The sequence below is a fragment of the Pseudomonas fluorescens genome (genome assembly GCF_002022275.1).
Taxonomy (GTDB): Bacteria; Pseudomonadota; Gammaproteobacteria; order Pseudomonadales; family Pseudomonadaceae; genus Aquipseudomonas; species Aquipseudomonas fluorescens_AJ.
The window spans coordinates 373,533-386,299 of the sequence record NZ_MSDF01000016.1 but is presented as its reverse complement, the minus strand read 5'-3'; the positions used below and the strand labels follow the sequence as shown (position 1 = coordinate 386,299).

The following is a 12,767-nucleotide window of genomic DNA, read 5'->3' as shown; positions in this document are numbered from 1 at the left end:
GGCTCAGGCGACGTCGCACTGGCCATTCCTGCAACGCTCGCACTCCTCACAAAACGGCGCGCTGCGTTTCAAGCTGGCGACTTGCACGGGGCTTAGCGGTGCGGGGATAACTGCCAGCAGTTTTTCCTTGATTCCAGGCATCAAAGGCGAAGTTGCCGGAGCGGGCGCGCCGCCGAGCTGGATCGGCACGCTGCTGAAGATCCCGCCGGCCGAGAGCGTGATCGACTGCCCGCCCGCCTGAATCGTGACGGTAGCGCCCGCATCGATGACCACGCTCTGCCCCGCGCCAATCTGAATGGTCCGCCCCGCGCGTATCTGCTGCGAACCACCGATCACCACGTGATCATCCTGCTTGAGTTCGGTCAGGCGGTTGCCATGGGTGATGCGCTCTTCTTCGCCCTGCAGCTCATGGTGCGACTCACCCCCAACCTTCACCCGTCGCGCGTTATCGACCTGCACCTGCTGGTCATGCAGCACATGCTGGGTCCAGTCGCGCTGGGCGCGCAGGTAGATTTCTTCGGCGCCCTTGCGGTCTTCGATGCGCAGTTCGTTGTAGCCACCACCGCCAGGGCTGCTTTGGCTGCGGAAAATGCTGCGGGTCATGTCGGCTGGCAAGTCGAGGGGCACGGGTGTAGCGGCGTTGGGCAGGCAGCCCACCACCAGCGGCATGTCCAGGTCGCCATTAACGAAGCCCACCAGCACTTCCATGCCGACCCGTGGAATCAGCACCGAACCGTAACAGTCATGGGCCCAGCCGCTGGCAACGCGCAGCCAGCAGCTGGAGTGGTCGTCGTGCTTGCCGGCGCGGTCCCAGGCCATTTGCACTTTGACCCGGCCGTATTCGTCGCAATGAATTTCACTGTTGGCAGGGCCGGTGACGACCGCGTTCTGGTAGCCCGGAATGGTTGGGCGTGGCTGCTCTGGCAATGGTGGGCGAAAGATCACATCCCACGGTGCGGCGACAAAATCATTGCGATAGCCCTGGCGAAAATCCCCGCCAGAGACCTCGGTAACAGCCTCCTCCAGCACTTGGGGCTGCTTGCCTTCGTGGGTGACTTTCGTCACCAGCCATAAATCATTCCAGTCTGCGCGCGAATGCCCGCTGAGCTTGAGGAACCGGCCACTGACCAGCGCCGGCTCATCGCCTTCGCCACGGGCAATCCGATACTCACTGCGCTGTCGCTCCAGGCCGCGCTGCGCGAGGTATTTGCCATGGGGCCGGTCACTGAAGTGGCCGGGATAATCCTGCGCCTCCAGCTTCGGAAGCTGCTCGCCCGCCACTGCACTTTCCAGCCCGAGGCGCGGCTTGCGGAAATCGTAATCGCGCAGGCTCACTGCCGTGGTGCGGGTCTGCAACTGCACGGTGAAACGCTTGATGGCGGGCGTATCAGCCACCATTCCGGAGCCAGGCGTGTAAGGGGTGGATTGGTCGGGCTGGGCAAATACCGTCTGGTCATCGCCAAACACCACTAGGTGGCCGTCGGGAGAATGCTGGAAGTGGTAATGAATGCCCAACTCGGCACACAGCCGCTGGATGAACGCCAGATCGCTCTCACCGAACTGCACGCAATACTCGCGAACAGGATAAGTGCCGCTCAGGCGAAACTCGAAACAGTCACTCTGAATCCCCTGCCCTACCAGTACCTGCGCCACAATTTGCGGCACGGTTTTGTGCTGGAAAATCCGCTGATGGCTGCTGTGAGCCAGATACTTCAACTGCGGTACGACGCTGATCTGATAGCGCGTCAAACGCCGCCCGGCGTCGCCTTGCGCCACCCGATAAACCAGGCCATGCACGCCGCGGCCCTTGTCATCGAAGCCGAGATACGCCTGGCGATGCAGCAAGCTTTCCAGGTCAAGGTCGGGCTGCTCGCTGACCAGCTCAAGGTCAAAGCTATAGGGTTGACTGATGGTTTCGGTGCCCTTGAACTTGAATACCTTGAGTTCACTGGGCTCCCCGTCGAGGGTCAGGGTAAAGGCACTTTGATTGGCAGGAGCGAACATCCGGTGTTTCTCTGCGAGGGGTAGGCGGCCGATTCTGCACCACTCTTCCACCCTCCTGAGCACGCCCACTACAAATCAGTAATTCCCTACAAATCAGCGTCTGAACTTTCTTCGGACCGACGTAAATCGCACGTAAAAAAAGGCCCGCCATCCGTAGGACGCGGGCCTTTTTTCAACTCGACGGGCGCTCAGCACCCGAAGACATTACTTGTTGAGGTTGTAGTCTGCTTCCGCCGCATCAAAACGCTCGACCATACCGGCAGTCGGTGCGCCCAGCTTGCTGACGACGTAGATCGCCAGGCTGGCGAAGATGAAACCCGGGATGATTTCGTACAAACCCAGCAGCGAGAAGTGCTTCCACACGATCACGGTGATCGCGCCGACCAGGATGCCGGCCAGTGCGCCGTTGCGGGTCATGCCTTTCCAGATCACCGAGATCAGCACCACAGGGCCGAACGCAGCGCCGAAACCGGCCCAGGCGTAGCTCACCAGGCCGAGCACGCGGTTTTCCGGGTTGGCCGCCATGGCGATGGCGATCAGCGCCACCAGCAGCACCATCAGGCGACCGACCCACACCAGTTCAACCTGGGAGGCGTTTTTACGCAGGAAGGTTTTGTAGAAGTCTTCGGTCAGGGCGCTGGAGCACACCAGCAACTGGCAGCTCAGGGTGCTCATCACCGCCGCGAGAATAGCCGACAGCAGTACACCGGCGATCCATGGATTGAACAGCAGCTTGGCCAGTTCAATGAACACACGCTCGTGGTTCTCGGTGACCGGGCCTGCCACTTCCGGGTGCGCCGAGAAGTAGGCAATACCGAAGAAGCCCACGGCCACGGTGCCGCCCAGGCACAGGATCATCCAGGTCATGGAGATGCGGCGCGCCTTGGCAATCGACTTCACCGAATCCGCCGCCATGAAACGCGCGAGGATATGTGGCTGGCCGAAGTAACCCAGGCCCCAGCCCATCAGCGAGATGATGCCGATGAAGGAGGTGTTTTTCAGCATGTTGAAGTTGTCGGGGTTCTTGGCTTCGATCGCCAGGAAGGTAGTGTCGATGCCGCCAGTAGCCAGCAGCACGATGATCGGCGTGAGGATCAGCGCGAAAATCATCAGCGTGGCTTGTACGGTATCTGTCCAGCTAACTGCCAGGAAACCACCGACGAAGGTGTAGGCAATCGTCGCTGCAGCACCGGCCCACAGCGCGGTCTCGTAGGACATGCCGAAGGTGCTTTCAAACAGACGGGCGCCGGCAACGATGCCGGAAGCGCAATAAATGGTGAAGAACACCAGGATCACCACCGCAGAGATGATCCGCAGCAGGCCGCTTTTATCTTCGAAACGGCTGGAGAAGTAATCCGGCAGGGTCAGGGCATCGCCGTTGTGCTCGGTCTGCACGCGCAGGCGACCGGCCACGAACAACCAGTTCAGGTAAGCACCGACGATCAGGCCGATGGCGATCCAGCTTTCCGACAGGCCCGACATGTAGATCGCGCCGGGCAGGCCCATCAGCAACCAGCCGCTCATGTCGGATGCGCCGGCGGACAAAGCTGTCACCACGCTGCCGAGGCTGCGACCGCCAAGGATGTAATCGGAAAGGTTGTTGGTGGAGCGATAGGCCATGAAGCCGATCAGCACCATTGCTGCGATGTAGATCACAAACGTGATCAGGGTTGGATTACTAACGCTCATAAGAGTGACGCCCTGGCTTTGTTTTTATGTAGCGACGGTCTGTCAGACGGCCACCCACTGCTACGTGGAAGACGAACCTGCGTGCCGCGCATTTATGACTGACGTTTCCCCAGGAAAGCCGCCAGCCGATGAACCGAACCGCTAAGGTGGTTGCACCTTTGGCGCGAATGCTATTCAACAAAGCAAATAAGGTGCAACCAGTTTCTTGAGAATAAGTTGCACCCAGAGGCGAATTTCGGAAAATGCGCCGTTTTTGCTCCTTTTCGGAGCAAGCCCAGCGAAATTCAGAACTAATTGCACCGTTGTGAGACCGATTTGGTTGCCCTGATCATTCCGCGTGATCACCATCAAAAATTATCATGGATAAAAAGGTTGCACCCGGTTGCACCTCTTCATGCGCAAAGCTAATCTTGCCGCCAGCAGATGCCACTCGGTAGTGGCACCCATGAGGATAAAAAGATGGCAACCACCACCCTTGGGGTCAAACTTGACGACCCGACCCGCGAGCGCCTCAAAGCCGCCGCGTCCTCCATTGATCGCACGCCGCATTGGCTGATCAAGCAGGCGATTTTCAATTACCTGGAGAAACTGGAGGGGGGTGCAACCCTGACCGAGCTCAATGGCTTGAGCACCAAGGACGCTGAAGACGCAGGCGAGGTGCAGAACGACCACGCCCACCAGTGCTTCCTGGAGTTCGCCGAGAGCATCCTGCCGCAATCCGTACTGCGCGCCTCGATCACCGCCGCTTACCGTCGCCCGGAGCCGGAAGTGGTGCCGATGCTGATCGAGCAGGCTCGCTTGCCTGCCGCAATGGCCGAAGCGACCAACAAGCTCGCCTCTTCGATCGCCGAAAAACTGCGTAATCAGAAAAGCGCTGGCGGCCGTGCAGGCATCGTCCAGGGCCTGCTGCAGGAATTTTCGCTGTCATCCCAGGAAGGCGTAGCGCTGATGTGCCTCGCCGAAGCGCTGCTGCGCATCCCGGACAAAGGCACCCGTGACGCGCTGATCCGCGACAAGATCAGCACCGGCAACTGGCAGCCGCACTTGGGCAACAGCCCGTCGCTGTTCGTCAACGCCGCCACCTGGGGCCTGCTGCTGACCGGCAAACTGGTCGCCACCCATAACGAAGCCGGCCTGACGTCGTCCCTGAGCCGCATCATCGGCAAGAGCGGCGAGCCGATGATCCGCAAGGGCGTCGACATGGCCATGCGCCTGATGGGCGAGCAGTTCGTCACCGGCGAAACCATCGCCGAAGCCCTCGCCAATGCGAGCAAGTTCGAAGCGAAGGGCTTCCGTTATTCCTACGACATGCTCGGTGAAGCCGCACTCACCGAACACGACGCCCAGAAGTACCTGGCCTCGTACGAACAAGCCATTCACTCCATCGGCAAAGCCTCCCACGGCCGTGGGATTTATGAAGGTCCGGGCATTTCCATCAAGCTTTCGGCACTGCACCCGCGTTACAGCCGTGCGCAGTACGAGCGCGTGATGGATGAGTTGTACCCGCGCCTGCTGTCCCTGACCCTGCTGGCCAAGCACTACGACATCGGCTTGAACATCGACGCCGAAGAAGCCGACCGCCTGGAGCTGTCGCTCGACCTGCTGGAGCGCCTGTGCTTCGAGCCGCAGCTGACCGGCTGGAACGGCATCGGTTTCGTGATTCAGGCTTACCAGAAGCGTTGCCCGTATGTGATCGACTACGTAATCGATCTGGCCCGCCGCAGCCGTCACCGCCTGATGATCCGCCTGGTAAAAGGCGCGTACTGGGACAGCGAAATCAAGCGCGCCCAGGTTGAAGGCCTGGAAGGCTACCCGGTGTACACGCGCAAGGTGTACACCGACGTTTCCTACATCGCCTGTGCACGCAAACTGCTGTCGGTGCCGGAAGTCATCTACCCGCAGTTCGCTACGCACAACGCCCACACCTTGTCGGCCATCTACCATATCGCCGGTCAGAACTATTACCCCGGCCAGTACGAATTCCAGTGCCTGCACGGCATGGGTGAACCGCTGTACGAGCAGGTTGTAGGCAAGGTTTCCGAAGGCAAGCTGAACCGTCCGTGCCGCGTGTACGCGCCGGTCGGCACTCACGAAACGCTGCTGGCTTACCTGGTGCGTCGCTTGCTGGAAAACGGCGCCAACACCTCGTTCGTCAACCGGATTGCCGACCAGTCCATTTCGATTCAGGAATTGGTGGCCGATCCAGTGGCCAGCATTGAGCAGATGGCGACGCTGGAAGGCGGTTTCGGCCTGCCGCACCCGCGTATTCCTCTGCCGCGTGACCTCTACGGCAGCGACCGCGCCAACTCGGCCGGTATCGACCTGGCCAACGAACACCGTCTGGCGTCACTGTCCTGCGCCCTGCTGGCGACCGCGCACAACCACTGGAAAGCCGCACCGATGCTCGGTTGCGCCTCCAGCAATGAAGCGGCTGCCCCGGTACTGAACCCGTCCGACCTGCGTGACGTGGTCGGCCATGTTCAGGAAGCGACCGTCGAAGACGTCGACAATGCGATTCAGTGCGCCATTAATGCTGGCCCGATCTGGCAGGCCACCCCGCCCGCCGAGCGCGCCGCGATTCTGGAACGCGCCGCCGACTTGATGGAAAGCGAAATCCAGCCACTGATGGGCCTGCTGGCCCGCGAAGCCGGCAAGACCTTCGCCAACGCCATCGCCGAAGTGCGTGAAGCCGTGGATTTCCTGCGCTACTACGCAGTCCAGGCGCGCAACGATTTCACCAACGACGCCCACCGCCCACTGGGCCCGGTGGTGTGCATCAGCCCGTGGAACTTCCCGCTGGCGATTTTCAGTGGCCAAGTCGCCGCAGCGCTGGCCGCCGGTAACCCGGTACTGGCCAAGCCTGCCGAACAGACGCCGCTGGTGGCCGCTCAAGCCGTGCGCATTCTGCTGGAAGCCGGTATTCCGGAAGGCGTTCTGCAATTGCTGCCGGGCCAGGGCGAAAGCGTCGGCGCACGTTTGGTCGGCGATGATCGTGTCAAAGGCGTGATGTTCACCGGCTCCACCGAAGTCGCGCGCTTGCTGCAACGCAACGTCGCCGGCCGCCTGGATGCCCAGGGTCGTCCAATTCCGCTGATCGCCGAAACCGGTGGCCAGAACGCCATGATCGTCGACTCGTCGGCACTGACCGAACAAGTGGTCATCGACGTGGTGTCGTCGGCCTTCGACAGCGCCGGTCAACGTTGCTCGGCCCTGCGCGTACTGTGCCTGCAGGAAGATTCGGCAGATCGCGTCATCGAAATGCTCAAGGGCGCCATGGCGGAATGCCGTCTGGGCAACCCAGAGCGCCTGTCGGTCGACATCGGCCCGGTGATCGACGCCGAAGCCAAAGCCGGCATTGAGAAACACATCCAGGCCATGCGCGACAAAGGCCGCAATGTTTATCAGGTGGCGATTGCCGACGGCGAAGAGATCAAACGCGGCACCTTCGTGATGCCGACCCTGATCGAACTGGAAAGCTTCGACGAACTGCAACGCGAGATCTTCGGCCCGGTGCTGCACGTGGTGCGCTACAAGCGCAAAGAGATCGACCAGTTGATCGGCCAGATCAATGCGTCGGGCTACGGCCTGACCCTGGGCGTGCATACGCGTATCGATGAGACCATCGCCAAGGTGATCGACAACGTCAACGCCGGTAACGTCTACGTAAACCGCAACATTGTGGGAGCCGTGGTCGGCGTGCAGCCGTTTGGCGGCGAAGGCCTGTCGGGGACGGGCCCGAAAGCCGGTGGTCCGTTGTACCTGTACCGTCTGCTGTCGACGCGTCCTACGGATGCAATCGAACAATCCTTCGTACGTGGCGACAAGCTGGCTGCGCCGGATGTGCGCCTGCGCGATGCCATGAGCCAACCGCTGACCGCCCTGAAAACCTGGGCTGACAGCAATAAGTTCAGCGACCTGAGTGCCCTGTGCGGCCAGTTTGCAGCGCAATCGCAAAGCGGTATCACCCGCGTGCTGGCCGGCCCGACCGGCGAGCGCAACAGCTACGCCATCCTGCCGCGCGAGCATGTACTGTCTCTCGCGGAAGTCGAAGGCGATCTGCTGACTCAGTTGGCGGCGGTCTTGGCCGTAGGCGGCTCGGCGGTATGGCCGGAAACCGACCTGACCAAGGTCTTGTTCCCACGCCTGCCGAAGGAAGTTCAGGCGAAGATCAAGCGTGTGGCTGACTGGACCAAGGACGAGGTGGTGTTCGATGCCGTCCTGCATCACGGCGATTCCGACCAGTTGCGTGCGGTGTGCCAGCAAGTGGCGCAGCGTGGCGGTGCGATTGTTGGGGTGCATGGTTTGTCGCAAGGCGAGACAGCGATTGCGCTGGAGCGGTTGGTGATTGAGCGGGCGTTGAGTGTTAACACGGCTGCGGCGGGTGGTAACGCAAGCCTGATGACCATCGGGTAACTAACTGACACAACGCGGTAAAAAATGTGGGAGCTGGCTTGCCTGCGATAGGGCAATGCCAGCCGACACCTTTATGGCTGACCCACCGCTATCGCAGGCAAGCCAGCTCCCACATTGACTGCATTCGCAACATCCTCCCCGCGTTTTGCCCCTCCATCACGCAAATCAATCTTGCTATCCAGCCTCTATTCGCGCACTTAGACTCAGGCCTATCCCCAAACAGGTAAGCCGCCATGTCCGAGACGCTGCTCAGTTCCCGCAATCTGGCTTTCGAGCTTTACGAAGTCCTCGATGCCGAAGGCCTGACTCAGCGCGAGCGGTTTGCCGAACACAACCGCGAAACCTTCGATGCTGCCATCAGTACCGCGCGCAGCATTGCCGAGAAATACTTCGCGCCGCACAACCGCAAAAACGACGAAAACGAACCGCGCTATGAGGACGGCAAGGCGATCCTGATCCCGGAAGTCAAACCGGCCGTGGACGCGTTCCTCGAAGCCGGCTTCCTCAATGCCGCACGCAGCTTCGAAGCCGGTGGCATGCAATTGCCGACCTTACTGTCCCAAGCCTGCTTCGCACACTTTCAGTCCGCCAACGCCGCCTCCACGTCCTACCCGTTCCTGACCATGGGCGCCGCCAACCTGATTGAAAGCTTCGGCACCGAGGAGCAAAAACAACGCTTCCTGCAACCGATGATCGACGGCCGTTTCTTCGGCACCATGGCCCTGACAGAACCGCATGCCGGCTCGTCTTTGTCGGATATTCGTACACGCGCAGAACCGGCGGCTGACGGTTCTTATCGCCTCAAGGGCAACAAAATCTTCATTTCCGGCGGCGACCACTCGCTGTCGGAAAACATCGTGCACATGGTCCTGGCCAAACTGCCGGACGCACCGCCCGGGGTGAAGGGCATTTCGCTGTTTATCGTGCCCAAGTTCCTGGTTAACGATGACGGCAGCCTCGGCGAGCGCAACGATGTGCTGCTGGCGGGCCTGTTTCACAAGATGGGCTGGCGTGGCACTACGTCCACGGCGCTGAATTTCGGCGATAACGGTCACTGCGTCGGCTATCTGGTGGGCAAGCCGCACCAGGGCTTGAGCTGCATGTTCCAGATGATGAACGAGGCGCGCATCGGCGTCGGCATGGGCGCGGTCATGCTCGGTTACGCCGGCTACCTGTATTCGCTGGAGTACGCCCGCGAACGCCCGCAAGGTCGCTTGCCCGACAGCAAAGACCCAAGCACCGCGCCGGTTTCGATCATTCAGCACGCCGATATCAAGCGCATGTTGCTGACCCAGAAGGCCTACGTCGAAGGCTCCTTCGACCTCGGCCTGTACGCCGCGCGCTTGTTCGACGACACCACCACCCTGGAAACCGAAGCCGGGCGTAAGCAGGCCCACGAGCTGCTCGACTTGCTCACGCCCATCGTCAAATCCTGGCCGTCGGAGTTCTGCCTCAAGGCCAACGAACTGGCGATCCAGATTCTCGGCGGCCACGGCTACACCCGTGAATACCCGGTGGAGCAGTATTACCGCGACAACCGTCTGAACCCGATCCATGAAGGCACCCACGGTATTCAGTCGCTGGATTTGCTGGGGCGCAAGCTCGCGCAAAACGGCGGCGCCGGGCTGAAACAGCTGATTCGTCTGATCGCCGAAACCGGCGCGCGGGCTCAGGAATATCCAAGCCTGACCGCATTAAGAGAGCCACTGGAACACCTGGTGAACCGCGTGCAAAGCGTGACGATCGGCCTGCTGACGGATCTCGCCCACGGCAAGGTCAACAGCAGCCTGGCGAATTCGGCGCTGTACTTGAAAGTGTTCGGGCATACGGTGATTGGCTGGCGCTGGCTGGAGCAAGCGATTCGCGCCGAAGAGGGACTGACCAAGGGAAATGCGGCCGATGTGGCCTTCTATAAAGGCAAGCTCCAGGCCGCCCGCTACTTCCTGACCTGGGAAGTACCGGGCTGCCATCATGAACTGGCGATTCTTGAAGCACGCGATGACACGTGCCTCGGCATGCAGGATGAGTGGTTCTGACCGCTAAGGCGTTCCGATCGCCTTGGAAATCACATCGACCGTGGCGCTGACTTGCTCTTGGTAACGGTCGAGTTCCTGCTGGTGGTGCTTTTTCATTTCGATCTGCTCGGCGCACAGGTTCAGCGCGGCCAGTACCAATAATTTGTCACCGATCAGGGTCGGGTACTTTTTCTTGGTGGTGGCCAGGGAAGCCTTGAGCATGGTCACGGCGTGCAGCAGGGTTTGATCCTCCCCTTGCGGCGCCTTGATCGAGTAATCCTCACCGAGAATCGAAACGACCTTTATCCCTTCATTCATGCGCTGACAGGCCCTGCGTTCACGCGCTCAACCAACGCTTGAATACGCGCGGCGGTGGCACCGTGTTTTTCTTCCTGTTCCATCAAGTTCAATTGCAGGCTGTCGTTTTCGTCCTTGGCGCGGGCAAGCTCTGCCTTGAGGGCTTCGTTGCTGCCCAACAGGTCGTGATTGTGCTGTACGAGGTCAGTAACAAGCTGTTCAAGCTGGCTGAGGGATGCTTCTAACATTTTGATTTCTCGGGCTTTTTCAAAGGGCGGTGACGATAAAGAAAATTCACCTCGGATGCCAGGGTTATCCTTGGCGTACAGCCCGTTTTTTAAGGGCCGGGCCGCACTTTCGAGCCTTAGTGACTGCATTTACCCCATCTGGTTCCTGAATCCGTCAAACCCCTCGTCAGATGCGACAAAAGCGCGCACCCACTTAAGACTTTAGTCGTATGGCCGATAGGCCTTACACACTCTCGTCTCAAGCCCGCACGGATCGCGGTCCTTTCAGGATCTCAGCATGTCCCTACGAAATATGAATATCGCTCCGCGGGCGTTCCTCGGTTTTGCTTTTATTGGCGCACTGATGCTGTTTCTCGGTGTGTTTGCCTTGAATCAGATGAGCAAAATTCGCGCGGCCACCGACGACATCACCCTGAGCAGCGTGCCAAGCATTCGCGCCCTGGATGAGTTCACCCAGTTGACCCTGCGCTTGCGCGTCTTGTCTTATCGCCTGCTGACCAACCGCGAGCCAGAGGTTCAGCAAAAGACCCTGCAATCGTTTGAAACACGCAACCAGCAGATTCGCGCCGCCCAGGGGGTTTACGAGAAGCTGATCGATAGCCCTGAAGAGCGCGCTGCGTACAACGAATACCTGCAACTGCTGAGCCAGTACCACCAGATCGAAGCGCGCATGATGACGATGTCCAGCGCCAACCAGCTCGATGAACTGCGCACCTTGCTCAATACCGAACTGTTGGCCAACTCCGACAAAATCAACGCCACCATGGACCGCTTGGTGGAAATCAACGGCAAAATGGCGCTGGCCACCAACCAGGCCGCCAAGGATCAATACGACTCAGCGTTCAGCCTGGTCGTGGGCCTGTTGATCGTTGCCACGGCACTGACCGTGCTGTTCGCCTGGCTGCTGACCCGCAGCATCACCGTGCCGATTTCCCAGGCACTGGAAGCCGCCGAAGAAGTCGCCGAAGGCAACCTCACGCGGCCGATCAAGGTGGAAGGCAACGACGAAGCCGGCCGCTTGCTCGCCGCCATGGCCAAAATGCAGGACAAGCTGCGCGACACCCTGCAACGCATCGCCGGCTCTGCCACCCAGTTGGCCTCCGCCGCCGAAGAGCTGAACGCCGTCACCGACGAAAGCGCCCGTGGCCTGACCCAGCAAAACAACGAAATCGAACAAGCCGCCACCGCCGTCAACGAGATGACCAGCGCGGTCGAAGAAGTCGCGCGCAACGCGGTGAGCACCTCCGAAGCCTCGCGCAACGCCACCACTTCTGCCGGTGACGGCCGCGACCTGGTGCAGGAAACCGTCAGCGCCATCGAACGCATGAGCGGCGACGTGCAGGCCACCGCCACCTTGATTGGCGACCTGGCCAATGAATCGCGGGATATCGGCAAAGTGCTGGACGTGATTCGCGGCCTCGCCGACCAGACCAACCTGCTGGCCCTGAACGCAGCGATTGAAGCGGCACGTGCCGGTGAAGCGGGTCGTGGGTTTGCGGTGGTCGCGGACGAAGTGCGTGCACTGGCCCATCGCACCCAGCAATCGACCAGCGAGATCGAGCGGATGATCGGCAGCATTCAGGCCGGCACAGAACACGCCGTGGATTCGATGCGCAACAGCACCGAGCGCGCCGAATCAACGCTGAATATCGCCAAAGGCGCGGGAATGTCGCTTGATACCATCAACAGCGCAATCGTCGAGATCAACGAACGCAACCTGGTCATCGCCAGCGCGGCGGAAGAGCAGGCGCAGGTGGCGCGGGAAGTGGACCGTAACCTGGTGAATATCCGTGACCTGTCGGTGCAATCGGCGACCGGCGCCAGCCAGACCAGCGCGGCGAGCAGTGAGTTGTCGCGCCTGGCGGTGGATTTGAACGGGATGGTGGGGCGGTTTCGTCTCTAACTGACAACGCCTATCCCCTGTGGGAGCTGGCTTGCCTGCGATGGCATCACCTCGATCCACCTGAAGACCGAGGTGCCTGCATCGCGGGCAAGCCCGGCTCCCACACAAGCCAGCTCCCAGATTGGAACGATCTTTTGACAGCGCAGCAATTCAACAGGTTAGAATCGCTGGCACGCAGACTGCATGGTCAGTTTGCGC

7 protein-coding genes and 1 pseudogene are annotated in these 12,767 nt (G+C 60.5%); 4 read left to right on the top strand and 4 right to left on the bottom strand.

Annotated elements, in window-relative coordinates; translation table 11 throughout:
* Positions 1–3: 3 nt before the first annotated feature.
* Positions 4–2,004, bottom strand: coding sequence for a type VI secretion system Vgr family protein (locus BFW87_RS13820; protein WP_078740345.1), 2,001 nt, complete (start codon positions 2,002–2,004; stop codon positions 4–6).
* Between the two features lie 204 nt (positions 2,005–2,208).
* On the bottom strand, positions 2,209–3,693 hold the full coding sequence (gene putP, locus BFW87_RS13815) for a sodium/proline symporter PutP (protein WP_078740344.1): 1,485 nt from the start codon (positions 3,691–3,693) through the stop codon (positions 2,209–2,211).
* A gap of 459 nt (positions 3,694–4,152) precedes the next feature.
* Between putP and putA the strand changes: the two genes are divergently transcribed.
* Together putA and BFW87_RS13805 are read left to right on the top strand one after the other, a co-directional pair.
* Positions 4,153–8,106, top strand: a complete 3,954-nt coding sequence (gene putA, locus BFW87_RS13810) for a trifunctional transcriptional regulator/proline dehydrogenase/L-glutamate gamma-semialdehyde dehydrogenase (protein ID WP_078740343.1) — start codon at positions 4,153–4,155, stop codon at positions 8,104–8,106.
* Positions 8,107–8,339: 233 nt separating this feature from the next.
* Complete coding sequence (locus tag BFW87_RS13805) at positions 8,340–10,142, top strand: acyl-CoA dehydrogenase (protein WP_078740342.1); 1,803 nt, start codon at positions 8,340–8,342, stop codon at positions 10,140–10,142.
* Between the two features lie 3 nt (positions 10,143–10,145).
* On the opposite strand, the gene BFW87_RS13800 is transcribed toward BFW87_RS13805, so the two are convergent.
* Positions 10,146–10,439: a cell division protein ZapA gene (locus BFW87_RS13800; RefSeq protein WP_078740341.1), complete on the bottom strand. Its 294-nt coding sequence runs from the start codon at positions 10,437–10,439 to the stop codon at positions 10,146–10,148.
* Positions 10,436–10,666 carry a hypothetical protein gene (locus BFW87_RS13795; protein WP_078740340.1) on the bottom strand — a complete coding sequence of 77 codons (231 nt, stop codon included), beginning with the start codon at positions 10,664–10,666 and terminating at the stop codon, positions 10,436–10,438. Before BFW87_RS13795 ends, BFW87_RS13800 begins: the two co-directional genes overlap by 4 nt.
* Before the next feature lie 277 nt (positions 10,667–10,943).
* On the opposite strand from BFW87_RS13795, the pseudogene BFW87_RS32600 reads away from it, so the two are divergent.
* A pseudogene (locus BFW87_RS32600) lies at positions 10,944–11,666 on the top strand (MCP four helix bundle domain-containing protein); the annotation flags it as partial.
* 30 nt (positions 11,667–11,696) lie between these two features.
* Positions 11,697–12,569: a methyl-accepting chemotaxis protein gene (locus BFW87_RS32595; protein WP_370589143.1), complete on the top strand. Its 873-nt coding sequence runs from the start codon at positions 11,697–11,699 to the stop codon at positions 12,567–12,569.
* Positions 12,570–12,767 lie beyond the last annotated feature (198 nt).

Excerpts from the sequence above, each read along its gene's own strand:
- BFW87_RS13795 (WP_078740340.1), bottom strand. The coding sequence starts at position 10,666 with ATGTTAGAAGCATCCCTCAGCCAGCTTGAACAGCTTGTTACTGACCTC.
- putA (WP_078740343.1), top strand. The coding sequence starts at position 4,153 with ATGGCAACCACCACCCTTGGGGTCAAACTTGACGACCCGACCCGCGAG.
- putP (WP_078740344.1), bottom strand. The coding sequence starts at position 3,693 with ATGAGCGTTAGTAATCCAACCCTGATCACGTTTGTGATCTACATCGCA.
- BFW87_RS13805 (WP_078740342.1), top strand. The coding sequence starts at position 8,340 with ATGTCCGAGACGCTGCTCAGTTCCCGCAATCTGGCTTTCGAGCTTTAC.
- BFW87_RS13820 (WP_078740345.1), bottom strand. The coding sequence starts at position 2,004 with ATGTTCGCTCCTGCCAATCAAAGTGCCTTTACCCTGACCCTCGACGGG.
- BFW87_RS13800 (WP_078740341.1), bottom strand. The coding sequence starts at position 10,439 with ATGAATGAAGGGATAAAGGTCGTTTCGATTCTCGGTGAGGATTACTCG.
- BFW87_RS32595 (WP_370589143.1), top strand. The coding sequence starts at position 11,697 with ATGGCCAAAATGCAGGACAAGCTGCGCGACACCCTGCAACGCATCGCC.